This is a genomic window from Litoribacterium kuwaitense (assembly GCF_011058155.1).
Lineage (GTDB): Bacteria > Bacillota > Bacilli > Bacillales > DSM-28697 > Litoribacterium > Litoribacterium kuwaitense.
The window spans coordinates 46534-65515 of the sequence record NZ_JAALFC010000011.1; the positions used below are offsets into that span (position 1 = coordinate 46534).

At 44.9% G+C, this 18982-nt stretch carries 15 protein-coding genes; 4 read left to right on the top strand and 11 right to left on the bottom strand.

Features of this window, described 5'->3' with window-relative positions; all coding sequences use genetic code 11:
- Positions 1-137: 137 nt before the first annotated feature.
- From G4V62_RS08270 to G4V62_RS08285, 5 genes are read right to left on the bottom strand one after another with little or no spacing between them, the layout of a single operon-like run.
- Positions 138-1688 (bottom strand): putative polysaccharide biosynthesis protein, encoded by a 1551-nt coding sequence (locus G4V62_RS08270; RefSeq protein WP_165201114.1) that lies wholly within the window; start codon positions 1686-1688, stop codon positions 138-140.
- A complete protein-coding gene (locus G4V62_RS08275) occupies positions 1685-2197 on the bottom strand; it encodes a WecB/TagA/CpsF family glycosyltransferase (RefSeq protein WP_312855462.1) in 513 nt (170 codons plus the stop codon). The genes G4V62_RS08270 and G4V62_RS08275 overlap by 4 nt, the downstream gene beginning before the upstream one ends.
- A 10-nt stretch (positions 2198-2207) precedes the next feature.
- Positions 2208-2417: a WecB/TagA/CpsF family glycosyltransferase gene (locus G4V62_RS20560; RefSeq protein ID WP_312855463.1), complete on the bottom strand. Its 210-nt coding sequence runs from the start codon at positions 2415-2417 to the stop codon at positions 2208-2210.
- 34 nt (positions 2418-2451) lie between these two features.
- Entirely contained in the window at positions 2452-4194 is a 1743-nt protein-coding gene (locus G4V62_RS08280) for an S-layer homology domain-containing protein (RefSeq protein ID WP_165201116.1), read from the bottom strand.
- Positions 4195-4222: 28 nt separating this feature from the next.
- A complete protein-coding gene (locus G4V62_RS08285) occupies positions 4223-6163 on the bottom strand; it encodes a S41 family peptidase (protein WP_165201118.1) in 1941 nt (646 codons plus the stop codon).
- A 133-nt stretch (positions 6164-6296) separates the two neighbouring features.
- On the opposite strand from G4V62_RS08285, the gene secA2 reads away from it, so the two are divergent.
- The 3 genes from secA2 (at position 6297) to G4V62_RS08300 (ending at position 11967) form a co-directional block, all read left to right on the top strand.
- Positions 6297-8738, top strand: coding sequence for an accessory Sec system translocase SecA2 (gene secA2, locus G4V62_RS08290; protein ID WP_165201120.1), 2442 nt, complete (start codon positions 6297-6299; stop codon positions 8736-8738).
- A 9-nt stretch (positions 8739-8747) separates the two neighbouring features.
- On the top strand, positions 8748-9692 hold the full coding sequence (locus G4V62_RS08295; protein ID WP_165201122.1) for an accessory Sec system S-layer assembly protein: 945 nt from the start codon (positions 8748-8750) through the stop codon (positions 9690-9692).
- A gap of 367 nt (positions 9693-10059) precedes the next feature.
- Complete coding sequence (locus tag G4V62_RS08300) at positions 10060-11967, top strand: LTA synthase family protein (RefSeq protein WP_165201124.1); 1908 nt, start codon at positions 10060-10062, stop codon at positions 11965-11967.
- Positions 11968-12149: 182 nt separating this feature from the next.
- Here the strand turns inward: G4V62_RS08300 and G4V62_RS08305 are convergent, their stop codons facing one another.
- Complete coding sequence (locus G4V62_RS08305) at positions 12150-12569, bottom strand: GNAT family N-acetyltransferase (protein ID WP_165201126.1); 420 nt, start codon at positions 12567-12569, stop codon at positions 12150-12152.
- A gap of 363 nt (positions 12570-12932) precedes the next feature.
- On the opposite strand from G4V62_RS08305, the gene G4V62_RS08310 reads away from it, so the two are divergent.
- Positions 12933-13235, top strand: coding sequence for a DinB family protein (locus tag G4V62_RS08310; protein ID WP_165201128.1), 303 nt, complete (start codon positions 12933-12935; stop codon positions 13233-13235).
- Positions 13236-13513: 278 nt separating this feature from the next.
- Here G4V62_RS08310 and G4V62_RS08315 read toward each other — a convergent pair whose 3' ends face one another.
- From G4V62_RS08315 to G4V62_RS08335, 5 genes are all read right to left on the bottom strand, one after another.
- Complete coding sequence (locus G4V62_RS08315; RefSeq protein ID WP_165201130.1) at positions 13514-14980, bottom strand: arylsulfatase; 1467 nt, start codon at positions 14978-14980, stop codon at positions 13514-13516.
- A gap of 272 nt (positions 14981-15252) precedes the next feature.
- Positions 15253-16719, bottom strand: coding sequence for an arylsulfatase (locus tag G4V62_RS08320; protein WP_165201132.1), 1467 nt, complete (start codon positions 16717-16719; stop codon positions 15253-15255).
- Positions 16720-17061: 342 nt separating this feature from the next.
- Positions 17062-17421 (bottom strand): GNAT family N-acetyltransferase, encoded by a 360-nt coding sequence (locus G4V62_RS08325; RefSeq protein ID WP_246218336.1) that lies wholly within the window; start codon positions 17419-17421, stop codon positions 17062-17064.
- Positions 17422-17536: 115 nt separating this feature from the next.
- Positions 17537-17917 carry a nuclear transport factor 2 family protein gene (locus G4V62_RS08330; protein WP_165201134.1) on the bottom strand — a complete coding sequence of 127 codons (381 nt, stop codon included), beginning with the start codon at positions 17915-17917 and terminating at the stop codon, positions 17537-17539.
- Between the two features lie 120 nt (positions 17918-18037).
- Entirely contained in the window at positions 18038-18889 is an 852-nt protein-coding gene (locus tag G4V62_RS08335) for an ROK family protein (RefSeq protein ID WP_165201136.1), read from the bottom strand.
- Positions 18890-18982: the final 93 nt, after the last annotated feature.

Genomic DNA, 18982 nt, shown 5'->3' on the forward strand with positions numbered 1-18982 from the left:
CAACTCCCTGATTTACATTCCTGTACAAAGGATAGCGTTCGTCATTTGCACAACCACTATACACGTATCATTGCTGAAAAGAGCGCAACAGTTGTCCAATAACACTTCAGAAAAGATACACTATTTTTTGCTAAAAATCAATGAAGGGTTTTTTTAAAAAAGCGGCTTGCGCCAGGAATCATCTGTAACTCGTCACGGTTCACCCCTCGACCGAAAAGCACGAGCGCAGCGTACAATAAAGCGCCTACTGGGATCGCAATGATGACATATAACAACGCCGAGCCTCTTGAGCTAACCAAACCGTCAATGAGCAACCATGGCGTGCCAATAAAAGCGCCCATGATCACACTTGCGATAAAACAGACGATCGGCGTACGCCACTGCACTGAATACGGCAGAGTACGCTGTGACAACCAAACATTGACCAGCCAAATCAACGCATACACGATGATGGTCGCTATCGCCGCACCTGAAATGCTAGCTGTCTGTGTTAGCCACATATTCAGCATTGCTTTAATCAATACAGCACCAATAATGATATAAGCCGCCATGCGGGCTCGACCAATGCCTTGTAATATTCCTGTCGTCAAGACGGAAAAAGAAGTAAACAGACTGCTTACGCTGAGGAGAGCAATGGCTTCACTACCACTTGCATCCTTGAATAAGGCGATATTCACCGGTACGACAAGAGCCACTAGCCCCACGGCAGCCGGCCAACTGATTAAATGAGCCATATTTAAAGACCGTGTAACAAATAGTTTCGCTTCACCATCATTATTTGTGGTGAGCGCGCGCGTAATCCGCGGAATCAACGGTAAAATAATCGCACTCGAAAAGACCGTCGCAATCTGCACGAGGGTCACCCCACGCCCATAGAGAGAGTACAATATACTAGGATCACCATCGAGGGCATTCGGGATCGTCATTGAATCGACTAAGTTCAATAAAGCCATCGTCAACGTCCCGACCGCAACCGGAAGCGACAAGCTTAAAATTCGTTTTGACCAACTCAAGAAACGCGCCACCGTATATGGCTCCTCAGCATGTGGGCGAAAAGGTGAGCGAATCCACGTCCAACGCAAGTAAAAGAGTGAGACCACTACACCAGCGATCGAGCCGGTCATCACATACCCTGCCAACGTTGACACGTCTGTACCTAATTGTACAAAGACGTAAGCTGCGATCAAGGTCACGCCAGCCCGAACAAATTGCTCAAACATTTGTGAAAAAGCTGTCGGCCTCATATCATCGAAGCCTTGAAAAAAACCGCGATATACGGCCATATATGGGGCGACGAGCAGTGTAACGGAGACGACCGCAAGAGATAGCTGAGCCGTATCATTCCAAAACCACTTCGCAAACGGGCCTGATAAACTAAACATCAACGAAAAGGTGACAACGCCAAAAGCAAGCGCCAAAATGGAAGCTGTCGCAAAAATATCTCGGACGCTGGACGAATGACCTTCAGCCCGCGCTTCCGAGATCAGCTTGGATATCGCAATTGGAATTCCGGCCACTGATAAAATGAGTGCCACCATATAAAAAGGATAGACGAACCGGAAAATACCAAACACTTCATCGCCAGCAATGTTTTGCAACGGGATGAGAAAAACACTGCCCAATACTTTTGAGACGAGCGTCGCCATTGTAATAATAAGCGCACTTTTTACAAATGACGGCGTACTCATAAGGCAGACCTTTGTTTTTGCTCACGTTTCACAGTTAGCACAAATTTAGGGAGCGCGAGCATACGGCGCCACCGCGAGGGCTGCTTACACAAACGATAAAACCATTCTAAGTTTGCTTTTCTAAAGATTAACGGTGCCCGTGGCATTTTTCCAGTCAACGTATCAAAGCTACCGCCTACACCAATAAATACCCCTTTTTCCACGTAAGGGAGTGCTGTAGCAATCCAGTTTTCCTGACGCTCCATTCCTAAAGCGGCAAGCACAAGATCAGGCTTGGCAGCTTGAACGTCAGCAATCACCTGTTCATCATCGATATCAAAATAGCCATTGCGCCAACCCGCAATCGTGATACCTGGATAGAGCTTTTCCACTTCCCCAACTGCTTGCTCAATCACTTCCTGCTGAGCACCAATCATATAAACCGAGCGCCCGTGGGCTGCGCATTCAGCAAGTAAGCGATGCATTAGATCGTAGCCGGCGACCCGCTCCGGCAACGGGTCACCAATCATTGCGCCGCCTTCACGACACCAATGCCATCGGCTGTGATGAAATCGGCTTCTTGAATTCGCTCAAAAAAGCCTGTTTTTCCCGCGCATGCATGACAAACTCCGGATTCGCTGTAACGACAAACGTTTTTTCTTCGTTCAACAGACGCTTTTCCAATGTCGTCACCATCTCATCCATCGTCGCCTTCGCAAATGGAACTTCTAGTATGTTTACCGTTTCCATATCTCTCACCTAACTCTTCTTTTTCCCTTTTAGATCATGGCTCAATGATATCAAGCGCGTCGATATCCTTCCCGCCGAGGAATTTGTCCGCCTGGTACATGCGCCCAGCGATCTTTTGCCCCCAATAAGGGTCTGACGCATACACGACATTCATGCCGCCCTTTTTATTTCCGAGATATTCGCCGTTAAAATACGTCCCTTCCGCATCCGTCAAATAGCGTTCTGACACGTAAGACGCAGCAAAATCAATATTGGCTTCCATTGACTCAAAAGCCATCGCATTTTCATTCGGATTCACGTCATAAGCTCGCAAACCATACAAATTATTTTTTTCTCGAGCAATAGTACTCGTTCCCCAATTGCTCTCATGAATCGCATGGGCAAGCAGATACAATGCATTTACTTCATACGTGTCTTCAGCTTCCTTAAACACCTCTCCTAAGCCGATTAAAGGCGATTCAGGCTTATGCTCTTTAACGTATCGGTCTAACTCTTCCGCAGAGTAGGCCGATTCTGAGCGAAGGGGCATAAAGGAAAAATACTGATAAAATGTGTCGTCGCTAAACGTATAACCGTCCCAGCTAAACGCTTTGTCGCCTTCATTAATAAAGGAAGGGGCCTCGCCGTACAAATATTTTACATAACTCCCGTTAATATATAAATAATGTACGAGATTTCCATCTTCGTTCGTGTAGTATGCCCTTTCTTTAACGAGCGATGCAGGGATTAAAGTCACATCATGTAAATTCACTGAGCCATCCAGCCCTTGCAGCATCACATCGACCCGTTCCTCGCCAGGGGACAGCAATTTCATTTCCGTACCTGGGGCAACGTATGTAATTTGCGCTCCATTCCCGTCTTTATTATCTTCAGATGGGGCATAAATGTATGTCAGTCCTGAACTAACAGCAAGACCTTCCGAAATCCAGACAACTTTGTCACCTTCGTAAATCGCTTCTGCACCTTCATCTTCAGCTAATTCGAGGGCTTCTTCCCAAGAGGTAAACACATCAGAGTAGTCTGCCTGACCGTCATCGTCGAAAGAAGCGACGCGAAACTCACCTTGTTTTGGTTCCGGTGGGTCAGCAGGTTCCTCTTTGTCAGCTTCTGCTTCTTGCTCTCTTTGTTCCGCTGCTTCTTTTTCTTTCTCAGCCTCTAGCCTTTCTTTTTCAGCTTGCTTTTCTTTCTCTATGCGCTCAATTGCTTCAAGCATTCGATGAATAAAAGTTGCTGCTTGACCGCGTGTCGCTGTGTCTTTCGGCAGAAAACGACCATCCTTATTCCCAGCAACGATGCCTAAAGAGACCGCGTGGCGAACATTTAATGGATATAAAATATCATCACGGTCAGTGAACGTTAGCGTGGCAGCTTCTGGCTCAATGTCCTTGTATTGCACGCCACGATCGATCATCACAGCGATCTCTTCACGTGAAATGGGCCGCTCCGGCTGAAATGATTGCTCGTCAACGCCGGTCACAATGCCCGCTGAAGCAGCCATAGACACCTCATCGAACAAAGGATGGCTGTTTGAAACATCAGAAAAGCGTGCATCACCTTTAGGTAACGCTAGCGCTCTTGAGATAAAGGCAGCAAACTCAGCTCTTGTCACCTGCTGATCGGGTCTAAACTCTCCATGGCCATATCCATTCATAATGCCCGCTTCTTGTAAATCACGAATTTCCACTTCAAAATAATGTCCTGAGACATCATCTGCGCCCTCAGCGTGCAGCGGGGTTGCAAGCACAAGTCCCGCAGCGAGCAGCCACTTTTTTTTCATTTCCCCACACCCTTATGTTTTTCTCTTTTTAAGGCATCCAAGTGATCTTTTGCACATCAGGATCCTTTGTTTGTAACAGGAGGGCACGGTATACCATCACGGCCATGTCACTTCTAGTGACCGTCTGATGAGGATTAAACTGCTGGTTACTTCCACCTTTAATGACAGATGCTTCATATAATGCACTGACCGCATGACCATACGTCGAATTTGCGACGACATCTGTAAATGGCAGGTCATTCCCAGCCTGTAGGTTAAAGGCGCGTTGAATCCAGACAGCAAACTCTCCCCTCGTCAAATGTTTTTGCGGATAAAATCGGTGCTCAGCATCTGCCTGAATAACCCCTTCACTCACAAGACCATTGACAGCAGGGGCATAGTAATCATCTTTCTGCACGTCAGCAAACAAACTGTTCTTTCCTTGGCCTGTCAGCTCCATCGCTCTCGTCAGCAAGATGGCACCTTCTGCACGTGTTGCTTTCTCATGTGGTCTAAACCGCGCATCTCCTGTCCCTCTGACCATTGTTTCGTTTGCCAATACGCGAATTGCGTCGGTAAAATATTGATCGTTTTTTACATCTGAAAAGGGAGCTTTCAAGGTCGTGGGTGGGCCTAATTCTCCTGTAATCTCTACACGTGACGCCGTTTCCTCGTCAACACCTATGAGATAGGTTGTCTCTTGCTGCATGGAGGTTTTCGGTAAAAGCGCAGCTGTTTTCAATGATAATGGTTCTAGAGAAACATCAACACCGTCGCCACCTAACTCGACAAGAGACACCTCTTCCTCTTCCATCATGCTCCAATTGGAAGGATGGTCAGAGTGAAGTAAAAATGCTTTTCCCGCACTGCCTTGCAAAGCCGTGATGTCTTCACCTTCCAAATCCCATTGCCGTAAAAGCGCGTCCTCGTGTGCTTTGAATAATTCTTCACCTTGCGCAGTCTCAACATCTGGGGTAACGCCTACTTCATCAATCGGTGCACCACTTGGTGAATAAAAACGCGCGACCGTCAGCTTAATGACACCGCCATTATCTAATGGGAAGATCGTCTGCACCGTACCTTTCCCAAACGTGTTCGTTCCATATAGTACACCGTCACCTTGCTCTTTCACAGCAGCAGCCAATACCTCAGATGCACTTGCCGATTGACCATTGATCACTAAAAACACAGGCGGCTTAAACGTTTGATCCTGCTTAGCTGCAAAATAAAGGTCTTGGAAACCTTCTCTGTCCTCAGTCATCACTGCTTCCATGACACCTGGGAACAAGCCGGCTACTTCTTGGGCCACATTTAAATAACCGCCACCGTTATCACGAATATCAACAATATATTGCTCGACCGGCCCCATCGCTTTCATCGCTGCTTTCATTTCATTTGCTGACTGTTCATTAAAGCTGTATAAATGAAAATAACCGATGTCTCCACCTAGCACTTGATAGTCTACGGTCGGAACAGAAATTTTCGCACGAAATAATGTAAACGTAAGCGTCTCATCGGTGCCTTCTCTAGAAACAGTCACTTTCAGCGACGTTCCTGGCTCGCCTTGAAGCAGACTGGAGGCCTCATCCGACGATTTGCCTTCCAAGGTGACACCATCCGCTGTCGTTAAAATATCACCGGCTTTAATTCCCGCTTCGGCTGCGGGTGTTTGCTTAAACACTTCTACGATCTCAAGACCTTTTTCGTGCGGAGATACTGAGACGCCAATTCCTGAAATGGCGCGGTCTATACTCCCGACAAATGATGAAAAGTCCTTGGGGGATAAATAAACAGAGTATTCATCAAGACCATCCATGATGCTCTGAATGCTGTCTCGTTCCAAAATTTCAGGGTCGACCTGATCGACATAATAATCTTTGACGTAGGTGCGCACTTGCTCTAATGACTGGTCTTGTGCCTCTGTCCATTGTGGAATTAATACAGAAAAGACCAAGGCCATAAAGACGGCCAGCTTCCATGTTCCCCTCAAAAATGTTCCTCCCTTGATTCATTCTCTGATTCTATTTCCCACACTTCCCCCAAAAACAACCATATTTCTACATTTATCGTTTTCTATCATACATGATATACTATAATGAGCCTCAATGTAAGGAGCGAATTGAATGCTTGACACATTAAAACGAATTCTGGGGTCTGAGCAACAGCGTAAGCTCAAATACTATGAAAAGCGTGTACAAAGAATCAATGCTATGGAAGACGACATCGCACGATTGACCGATGACGAGCTTCGGCAAAAAACGCTGCAATGGAAAGAAGTCATTGAAGGGATTCGCCGCTATAAACAAGGAATAGAAGCGATTCAAGAGGAAGCTTTTGCGGTCGTACGCGAAGCTTCTAAACGAGTGCTTGGAAAACGTCATTACGATGTCCAACTTATTGGAGGTTTCGCACTGCTTGACGGAAATATTGCCGAAATGCCGACAGGTGAAGGAAAGACGCTCGTCGCTTCCTTACCAAGCTATGTGAAGGCATTGGAAGGACAAGGCGTTCATGTGATTACCGTCAACGAATACCTCGCCCGCCGAGATTTTGAAGAAATTGGCAAAATTCATGAATTTCTCGGCTTGACAGTCGGCTTAAATGTGCCGATGATGGACCGTGGTCAGAAAGCTGAAGCATACCAAGCCGACATTACATACGGTCTCGGCAATGAATTCGGCTTTGACTATTTGCGCGACAACCTCGTCAATGACATGTCGCAAAAAGTGCAACGGCCCTACCATTTCGCCATTATCGACGAAGTGGACTCAGTGTTAATCGACGAATCGAAGACGCCACTGATTATTGCTGCCAAAACGACTGTCAGCGCCCAGCTTCATCACGTCTGTGCGATGCTGGCAAGACGATTTGAACAAGACGTGCATTTTACCTTTGATCTCCTGTCGAAAACGACAAACCTCACCGACGACGGCATTCAAGAAGTCGAAAAAGCCTTTGGTGTTGACAACCTATATGATCTTGAGCACCAAACGCTCTATCATTACACGATCCAAGCATTAAGAGCTCGGGTGATGTTTAAAAAAGATGTCGACTACATTGTCAAAGATGACAAAATTTTGCTCGTCGATATGTTCACAGGAAGAGTCATGGAAGGACGTACCCTGTCCGATGGATTGCACCAGGCAATTGAAGCGAAGGAAAAAGTCACTGTCACAGAAGAAAACAAAACAACCGCATCAATTACTGTGCAAAACTATTACCGAATGTATCCGATGCTTGCCGGTATGACCGGAACGGCCAAAACCGAGGAAAAAGAGTTCCGTGAGCTTTACGGCATGGACGTCATCCAAATTCCGACGAACCGGCCAATCATTCGTAAAGACAATAAAGGCAACGTCTTTCTAACCAAAGAAAACAAATATACAGCGATGTTGCAAGAAGTGAAAGAACGTCACGAAAAAGGGCAGCCTGTGTTGGTTGGGACGACGTCGATCATTCAGTCAGAAGAGGTCGCTTCCTACTTAGACAAAGAACAGATTCCTTACCAAATATTAAATGCGAAAAGCGTGGAGCAAGAAGTCGAGATGATTGCCAACGCCGGACAGCTTGGACAAATTACAATTGCGACCAATATGGCTGGTCGCGGTACTGACATTCTCCTCGGCGATGGCGTCGCTGAGCTCGGCGGGCTTTTCGTCTTAGGTACAGAGCGTCACGAATCGCGGCGGATTGATAACCAGCTCAAAGGGCGGAGCGGACGCCAAGGAGATCCTGGAGAATCAACCTTCTTTGTCTCTGTAGAAGATGACATTATCCAACGCTTTGCAAGCGAAGAGCTTGAGAAAAAGAAAGACGGCTTTACGCTGAACGTCGACGGAAAAATTTTAAATAAAGATATTTACGATTTCATCGATCGCGTGCAGCGCATTTCTGAAGGAAGCAACTACAGCATCCGCGAGTATACGTTAAAGCTTGATGACGTCATCAATGAACAGCGAAACGTCGTTTACCAGCTACGCGACCGTTGGCTTGCGTCAGAAGACCTTCTCAAAGACTTAATGCCTCTCGTTGACGGTCACTTTGACAATATCATGAAAAAATATTGTGCCGAAGACCTTTTACCAGAGGAATGGGATTTGCAAGGCTTAAACTTCGAGGTAAACCAATGCCTCGCCGATACGACTTTTGAGCCTGAGCTAACGACGATCGAAGACCGTGAAGATCTCATGAAGCAACTAAATGACACGACTGAAGCCTATAAAGAACGACTGAAGCCGTTCCTTCAGAACGAAGAATTAACAGGCGCTATGAAACGTGCCTGCTTGTCTGCGGTCGATCACCATTATATTCGCCACCTTGAGCAGATGACTCGCCTCAAGGAAGGGATTAGTATGCGCAGATACCAGCAGGAAGACCCAATGCGTTTGTATCAAAACGACGGCTTTGAATTGTTCACGATGATGTACCAAAACATTGAACGCGATGTGACGCGGCAGCTTGCGATCGTCGCCAACCAACTTTTTGAAGCTCAAAAGTCAGCGAAAGCGGCGGCGGAAATTGCTATGCCGGAAGCTGAATCACTGGAAACTGTCGAAGGAAAGTGAGGAATTGGAATGCTCCCATTCTTTAAAAACAAAAAAAATAAGCCGATTGAGCGAAAAGGAAAAGAACGCTCTGTCAGCTCAGATGACCTGAACATTGAAAAACAAGCAACACCTAATCGTAACGAACCGGTTCAAACAAAGCTCTCCTTTCACCCGCAGTGGAAGCTGCAGGATGAAGAGAAATACGTGTATCAATTTATGAGCAATGACTTGCCGGCGCTTCAACCGAATCAAATCTCGATGGCCGGAATCGACTTGCAAGTGAACCGGAAAGACGTCGGCGTCACAGCGTTCGTCCGCAACAGCTTAGCGTATGACATCGGACTTCCGAAAATGGGCGTTTACTTGTTGGATAAAGACGAAAACCAGCTTGGTCATCGTGTCTTTGACTTAGCCCGCCTCGGCCGCCTGCCTGCGGAAAGTGATCGCCCTTGGCTCTTTACGTTTCGCGATGCGGACTTGAACGTGCCAAAAGATGAGCTTCCTTCTTCCGGTTGGGCACTTGCCTTTGATTTAAAAAAGCCCGAGGAAAAGCATACGCTAGAGCTTCACCCTGAATGGAGACAAAAACTCATTCGGCCGCACCAGCGTAAACTGAAGGAATTCGTTGAGGAAAATCCACCGGCAAAAAACCAGATTAGCTTTACTGGTTTGAATGCTGAGTATAAGGAAAACGGCGATTTAAATGTGATGCTCCTTATCCATAATGGCACGTCAAAAGACTTAGTCATTAAGGAGCTTCCAATCCGAATCGTCGATCGTGAAGGAAACATCATTGCTGAAGCCGGCTTTTCGATGGAAGAATTTCCGATCGGTGCCCATCGCAGTAAGCCATGGTCCTTCTCCTTCACAAAACGCGTTCAACATATCGAGAATGCTGACCTCACAGGCTTCCGCGTGACCGCCGTTCCACAAAAAACAGCGGATGCGGAGGCAAAAGCTGAAGAAGAATAGCAGCAGAACCGCAGACATTAACAACACCGGCTGTTTACTGGACAGTCGGTGTTTATGCCTTTTGACAATCGCCCACACGATCTTCCTCATTTAGTCAAACTCACACACCCACGGCAAGCGATGCCATAAAGGTTAGAAACAGTTTGCATTACAGTGCAACTTCATTGATGAATCTAAAAAAACATCTAGCCGATCCCCATCTTTTTACAAATCAAAACGAATATTTCTTAAATAAACGAGCATCTTAGCGCATGCTTTTTACACGGCAGAACATGATATGTGAAACGCCGTTTTTTCCCTCTGTATGATAAGTTAGAGAAAGATCGGGTTAAAAGAACCCGCCACAAGTGAAGGGGTGTGTCTTGCCATGGGAATGCCACGAACCGAAAGGACCAATGAGGCCTGGACAGCTTGGCCTTTCTTTTGGTTTACGTTTGTTTTGCTCGCTAAACTGATTTTCATCCGTTCAACGTTATTTTCACAAGTCAATATATTACAAAGTGTTTGGGTTGAGATAGGCTATGTGTTGGCGATCCTTGGGATGGTCGCGATGATACGCTGGCGCCCTGTCAAATGGACGCTCTTTGTCATCGTGAATCTCATTATGAGTGTTTTTTTATTCTCTGTCGTCGTTTATTATAACTACTCCGGCTATATTGTTACGTATCACGCGTTAAGCCAGATCAACCAAGTCGGCACTGTCGGTGACTCCGTCGCCTCTTTAATTCGTCCAGAATACTTTTTATTATTTATCGACTTTGTTCTATTGCCCATTATCATTCTCATCATTCGCTCTGCCAATAAACGGACTGATCTTTTGCAAACGAGCACGTCACGCTGGTTTTGGCTGATCCCGGCTACAGGTATCGTCATCATCGCGATCAATCTCACCACTTATTCAAACCAATTCATCCCAGATACCGCCGTCGCAGCTGAAAAACAAGGGCTGATTACGTATGAAGTGCTCGCCTTTGCCGATGGCAGCAGTGAGCTTGCGCTTGCGATTGAAAATAAGGAAGAAATGATCGAAACCATTCAGGAAATCAAAGACCCGCAGCAAGCCTTTGCTTCTTACAATGCTTCACCAGAAGAACGAAACTTATTCGGCGCTGCCGAAGGACGCCATATTTTTGTCCTGCAGCTCGAAGCCTTTCAGCAATTCGCTCTTGGACTGGAAGTAGACGGAAAGCCTGTGACACCCTTCCTTAATGACTTATTAAAAGAAAGCTTTCATTTTCCTAACTTTTATCAGCAGGTTGGCCAAGGGAATACGTCCGACGCCGAGTTTTTACTGAATACGTCCATTTATCCGCCCGCTTTTCAAGCGGCGTCAGAAACATACAGCAACAAAGATTTACCAAGCTTGCCTAAATTGTTAAAAAGGCAGCAAAACTATCAGACATTGACCTTTCACGCCAACGACGTGTCCTTTTGGAGCCGAAATGACATGTACCCTGCTCTCGGCTTTGATGAATATTACGACATTTCCTTTTTCGGCGACGAAGATGTCATCGGCATCGGCCCGTCAGACGACGTGCTCTACTCGAAGGCGATGCCCGAACTAGTAAAAAAAGCGGATAACGGTCAGCCGATCTACGCGAACTTTATTACGCTGTCCAGCCACCACCCGTTCCGCATTCCGCAATCTAAGAAGCCAATGGAAATGCCTGAAGACATTCAAGGTACGATTGTCGAAGATTATTTACAATCAATTCATTACACGGATCAAATGATCGGAAAATTCGTCGAGCAGCTTAAAGCAAACGGGCTGTGGGAAAATAGCCTGCTCGTCATGTACGGCGATCATTTCGGTTTACAGCAAAAAGCGATCGAACAAAAAGATATTGAAGCCATCGATCACCTGCTTGACCGACCGTACACAGACGTCGATCGCTTTAACATTCCGCTCATCATGACAGCGCCAGGCATTACCGACGGACAAACCATTGAATTAACTGGCGGGCAGATCGACATTTTCCCTACGATCGCCAACCTTGTCGGACTGCACACTGACCAGCATGTCATGTTCGGTCAAGACTTGCTCAACACGAGTAGCAACCTGCTCGGCATGCGCTACTACATGCCCCTCGGCTCCTTCTTTAATGACGAAATCATGTTTCGTCCCGAAGAAAGCTTTGCTGACGGGGAAGCTTATCGGTTAGAAACTACCGAGGAAATGACAGACTTCGCCGAGTACAAAAGCGACTACGAACGCATCCTCCAGCTCCTACAGCTTTCTGACGCATACGCAGACAGCCTGCCAGAGCAACAGTAGAAAGCTGGCGGCTGTCCTACAGAGGATGGGATGGCATAACTAAAAAAAGCCCCTCGTGATAAGATTGACAGCATGTCTGGGGGCCCTGCATTTTCGTGAAACTCATGTCTACGTTCAATGTCGCAGCTTTTTCATTTTCATGTCAGCACAAGATGTTTAAGCGGTCCCCTGCCACCAAGTGGTTAGGGGGTGCTTTTGGTTGGGGTCAGCGTACAGCGAAAACGTTCTGTCCCGGGATACTGCTCACCTAAAGATGTACTCGTAAAACCGCATGCTTCGTAAAATCGAACCGCTCCTTGATCCGTCTGCGCTACAATTACATCTACGTCGTCTTTCAGAGCAATCCATTCGATCATTTTGCTCCCAATTCCCTCGCCGCGCTCTTCAGGTGCAACAGCGATATGCTTGATTTCACACTTGCGCGATTGCAGCACAAAGCCGATGCAACCAACAACTTTGGCATTTTTCTCATAGCCAAACAAATGATGATTCGCCAATGACATATACGATCGATAAGCGCTGTTCACCCTCGTGCTCGACGTAGCATAGGACAACAATTCCTTAATAGACGCTGAAGGTTTGGAACCTATGATCTGTATCATGAGAGGTCTTCCTTTCTTATGACATACCCTCCGGAAGTGTTCGCTTCTGAGGTGAGGCATTGTCTCTTGACCCCAATAGCGCTTTTCACTTGTACATCTGTCAGTTTAACAAGCTAAGTAAAAACGTGCTTCAATCGTTTCAGTCAGTTGTTCAGTCAGCTTGATGAGACGAGTTACACTGGGCGATCGTCCTCAAAGCCATTCTGACGCAAAATATATAAGTACACTTGATCATCAACAGGATTCACGTAAGCCATCGAATAAAAGTTCAGTTTCCCTTCCTTCCAGGCGATAAAGAGATTGATGCACAGCTGCTCATTTAAGAGACCTTTCTCATCGATGATATGACCAGGGAGATTTGATTTGTATCCTGGTGGTCAAGCGCTTGTTCGTTTACACAATCCTTTTGTAGAAAAAGAATTTGTCTCCGTCGCTGATGAGCTTACATTTGCCCAGCCTTATCGGGAGGACTTCTTAAACTATATTAAAACATTGAATCCCCACGATCTAGACACGATCGACATAAATCTCCTTGAAGAAGGCGGCTATAAGAAAAAGCTCGGCGATATGTTATTACGCATTTCTTACCACGAATCTGTTCACACAGGTCAGCTGTTAGATTATATGCGAACAATGAATGTTGACCGTCCGCATATATGGGATTAATCGTCGATATGCCCAAATGTGGCATAACGGAAACAAAAAAATACGTTGCCCCAATCAAACAATGCTCACTACTTAAAGACGTCCAATCAATCGTTTATTAACATCTATTACGTGGCACTCTGAAGAAAGGAGCTCCCCCCTTTGAGTGGCAGCTCCTTTCATACGGATGACTTGAGTAGAATATTCAAACCTAAGCATGTTGAAGCACAATTATACCTTTTTGCAACAACAAAGCTCTATCATCATTCTCTGTTTTTTTAATTGTCATGACAGCTTATTCAAGATTGACTCACTACATGGTCTAATATTGCTTTCGGTTCCCTTCCTGTAATGAGCTTCACTCCGTCTGTATACCCTTCTTCGCGTCCTGTTAATTCATTGATGAGTAATTCTCTCCAATACCTTAACCGAGGCTCAGATTCACTATCATTCGCTAAATTTGCGGTTTCGCCTGAATCCTCTAACAGATGAAATAGTTGTTCTTCTCCAGTTTGCGAATACCATATATATTTCTCTTTTCCATTAGTCAAGTAGTGATGAGAGTCTCGTCCATATGCATGCTCGCCGTGAATATAATCCCGCCATTCTATTTCTTCATTTGAGCACAACGGCAGTACACTCTGACCATCTACACAATCAGGAATATCCACTTGAGCAGCATCGAGTAACGTTGGCATAATATCTCTGAGCTCAACGACATCTTCGACCGCTTTATTTTTCGCAATATTTAATACATTACCAGGGTCTGAGAGAATAAAAGGTACCTTTGCACTTCCTTCATATGGCAGTGCTTTTCTAAATTTATTGTGATCTCCAAGCATTTCTCCATGGTCGGAAACAAATAAAAAGACCGTATTATGTAAAACGCCATGCTCTTGCATTGAATTTAAAAACCTTCCGATCTGATAATCAATGTGTGTAATGAGCGCATAATATGCGGCTTGCGCTCGCTGTAAACGATGCTTAGGCACAATGCCTTTTAAAGTTACAGGGTCTAACCCAGCCCGGGTGGGATCTTCTGTTTCAGCCCAATCGCCAACGACTGGTTCTGGTAAATCGAGATCCTTATACATATCAAAAAAAGCTTGTGGGGGATCAAACGGCGGGTGTGGTCGAACAAAGGACATTTTCAAGAAAAATGGTTTCCTCGGATCACGCCGTCTTAAAAAATCGATCGACTCTGACACGACCCAATTTGTCGGATGAAGTGCGTCTGGGAGATGCCAAGGACGCGCTACGGTTGACGAGTTACAATCAAGTCCAAGGTCATTCAAATCGGCCTGCGCTCCAGCTTGTTGTTTTAACCATGGTAAATAATCGTCTCCACTGTAATTGAATGAATCAATTTCAGAATTACTTTGCTTGAAACGACTATAATGTAAATACCCATCATGAAGAACAACATTATGGAAGCCACAAAGGTTTCTTGCTGGATACACGTGCATCTTTCCAACAGCTTGCGTATGATAGCCTGCCTGTGCTAATTCACCTGGAAGCGTGTGTTCATAATCCCAAGAAACTTTATCTACATATCCGACTCGCCCATTCGCAGTCTGAGACATCCCTGTGAGAACGGCTGCTCTTGCAGGAACACAAGTAGGCGTTGCAGAATAGGCGTTTTTAAATAGGACACCTTGCCTTGCCAGTTGGTCTAAGTTTGGCGTATCCACTACTGGATGGTCTAATATGCTTAAACAATCGGCTCGCATTTGGTCAACCATCATTAATACGACATTAGGTTTCATGCATTGCAACGACCTTTCTATTTATAGTCAATACGAGAACAAAATGGCATCCTCGGATTTTATTGAATATTAACATAATATCTGTTGGAATGACAACGTTTGCAGTTGCTTTACACGCCTTTATGTTTTCAACTACCATCAATGACCGCTTTACAATGTAATTGACCTTATTTGGTAAATTTATAAACACAAGCAGTCTCAAAGTGATGATGGATTTAGATCATCATTGTTTAAATCGCTTGCAGTTTAGTGTAAAACCTACGACAGGTTATTCAAGATTGACTCATTAAATGGCTTAATATTGCTTTCGGTTCCCTTCCTTTAATGAGTGAAACTCCGTCTGTATACCCTTCTTCGCGACCTTTTAATTCATTAATGAGTAATTCTCTCCAATACTTTAATCGATTCTTATATTCGATATTACCTGCTAAATTTACGGTTTCACCTGAATCCTCTATCAAATTAAATAGTTGTTCTTCTCCAGTTTGTGAATACCAAATATATTTCTCTTTTCCATTGGTTAAGTAGTGATGCGACTCTATTCCACGTGGATGTTCCCCGTGAATATAATCACGCCATTTCATTTTCTCATTTGCGCACAAAGGCAGTACACTCTGACCATCTACACAATTGGGAATCTCTACCTGCGCCGCATCGAGTAACGTTGGCATAACATCTCTTAACTCAACGACATCTTCGACCGTTCGATTTTTCTCAACATTTAATATATTTCCAGGATCTGAGAGAATAAACGGCACTTTTGCACTTCCCTCATAAGGAAGAGCTTTACTAAATTGATTGTGATCTCCTAGCATTTCTCCATGATCTGAAACGAATAAAAAGACTGTATTTTTTAAAACCCCATGCTCTTGCATTGAATTTAAAAATCTTCCTATCTGATAATCGATGTGTGTAATAAGCGCATAATAAGCGGCTTGAGCACGCTTTAAACGATTTTTTGGGACAATTCCTTTTAATACAACAGGACCAAACCCATGACGTTCGTCGTCTTCTGTCTCAGCCCAATCACCAATGACTGGTTCTGGTAAGTCTACATCCTTATACATATCAAAAAAGGCTTGTGGAGGGTCAAACGGCGGGTGCGGTCGTACAAAGGACATTTTCAAGAAAAATGGTTTCCTCGGATCACGCCTTCTTAAAAAATCGATTGACTCTGACACGACCCAATTTGTCGGATGAAGTGCGTCTGGGAGATGCCAAGGACGTGTCACGGTTGACGAATTGCAATCAAGTCCAAGGTCGTTCAAGTCCGCTTTTGCTCCAGCTTGTTGTTTCAACCATGGTAAATAATCGTCTCCACTGTAATTGAATGAATCAGCTTCTAAAATATTATGCTTAAAACGACTATAATGCATATACCCATCATGAAGAACAACATTATGAAAGCCACAAAGGTTTCTAGTCGGATACACGTGCATCTTTCCAACAGCCTGTGTGTGATATCCTGCTTTTGCTAATTCACCTGGAAGCGTGTGTTCATAATCCCAAGGAACTTTGTCTACATATCCGACTCGCCCATTTGAAGTCTGAGCCATCCCTGTGAGAACAGCTGCTCTTGCAGGAACACAAGTAGGCGTTGCAGAAAAGGCGTTTTTAAATAGGACACCTTGCCTTGCCAGTTGATCTAAGTTCGGTGTATCCACTACTGGATGATCTAATATGCTTAAACAATCGGCTCGCATTTGGTCAACCATAATTAATACGACATTAGGTTTCATGTATTGCAACGACCTTTCTATTCATAGTAAATTCGAAAAAAACTCTGATTTTATTGAATATGAACTTATTATGTCTTTAGATAACAACATTTCCAACTTGTTCACACCCCGCAAATTTATGATGGGTTCAGATCATAGCGTTGATTTGCCCATGCTCCTTCTGGAAGTGGTAAAGAATTACTTCTCAACAACGGATCATCGGTATGCTCCATCCATTGTTACGGGCTAATTTTCAGCGATGATTATACAAAGCTTAATCCTATTGAACAAGCAACCTTTCTTGCATTTGCTTATCTTGTACTTCACTTATACACATAATGAAAATGTACTTTCTCCTTCACCTCACTCTTTCTTAAAGAGCAGCTCATCATCCTGCTCATACCCTGCTTTTTCATAAGTGCTGATGGCTGCCGCATTGTCCCTACCCGTAAGGAGCTTAATCTCTGAGACACCTTGTGACTTTAAATCATCTTCCAAAAATGCCAATAACCTTGTTGCTATCCCTTGCTGGTGGGCAGATGGCTCAACGTACATTTCTGTGATTTCTGCCTGACGTTCTTCGTAACAAAAGGAACGAAAGGTTTGGGCGCAGGCAAATCCGACGATATGTCCATCCTTTTCTGCAATCGTAATCCTTTCGCTGCTCGCTCGCATGCAGGCCACAATATCTGCTTCAAGCCTACGCTCACCGCCATTAAACATTTAATTTAGTCTTGCTAGCTCAAAGGCATCTTTTTCTGTTGCCAGTCTTATCATTACATCCATGGAAAACCTCCCTCAAGAAAAACATTCTAAAAGCCTAAGAATGTCTAACGATTTACGATGAATTGCTCACATTAGTCACTTCATGCAACGACAGCGGCGTGATCGTACCTTGATGAAAATATAGTTGCCATCGACCATCGATCAACTTCCAGATGGAGCTGCGAAGCGTATTGCGATGTCTCGTGTGATCAATCAAAAAATAAGTAGCTAAAACGACCTCTGATGATAATGGAGAGATGTCATAATGATGGATCGTCATGTCATTTAAGTTCACCCCAAAATCAAGGCACTGTTTTTTATCAACGAGATGACCTGAACTGCCGATTTCAAAAAAATCTTCCGCAAGAATGTGAGCTAATTTCTCACGGTTTTGACGAGCTTCTAGGCCTATGTGCTGCTCTTCCAGTTCTCGTAATTGTTTCTGTAAATCCATGATCGCTCCTCCTTTTTTCACCAACTTGATCGGTCTCTCATTCATCTTTTTTCTGTTTCGTAACTGGGGGCTGTTTGTTTCACGTCGAAGAGCATGAGAAGCCGTGATCCGCTGTTTTCTTTACTTCACTAGCTCATGTTCTTTGCGATAACCGAACAACCTAGCGCCTAAAGCGACGATACGTTTAGGGTCTTTCGGTGCGACAATGCTGCAATCTTGATAGATCGCAGGGTACGTATGTTCTTTCGCTACGTTTTGAGCGACTGCCATATAGTTTTTGAAAGTCGCCGTACTGCCACCAACGATGATGTACTCGGGATTAAATGTGTGCATCATATCAACGAGGGCTAAGCCGAAATACATCCCTGCCCGGTTGACGACATTGACCGCGAATTCCTCATCGTTATCCAACGCTTGCAGTAAAGTTGCTATATCGCAATTGGCTTGCTTTAAAATACCATTCCCTCCAGAAAGATAGTTAAGGGTTTTCAGTTCCCCATTTAGCGGATAGACATTTGAGCCTAACTCACCAGCCCAGCCGTGTTTACCCATAATATGCAGCCCTTGTTCCCTCGCACTCATCGCAAAACCCGAGCCCGCCATAACCAAAACAATGCTTTCATCATTCGCATATTGCTCACTCTCACAAATCATAGCGGCCCTGACGTCGTTCACAAAATAACAATGACAATCTCCACGCTGAAAAAGCTCCGTCGTCATGCCTTCAAGATTGCGTAAATGGCTGCTCACAAGCGTGTCTCCATCTACTAAGCCGACGACGCCCATCCCGATGCCTTCCGGTGTGAATGGTAAATCGTCAATAAAAGTATTCACTTGCTCGACAAGATATTCTTTCGTGACCCTCATTCCCGTAGGCACTGTTTTGTCAATATACTCACCGTCAAACTCCGCTGTCATTAACATTTTCGTTGACCCTTGATCGACGCCAATCCATCGGTTTAAATGACTCATCGTTTCGCTTCCTTTCTTCATCTATGATTTGGTCAGGCATTGTGATTTATCATCGTTTATAAACAACTTCACGATAAGGTACAAAATCAGCTT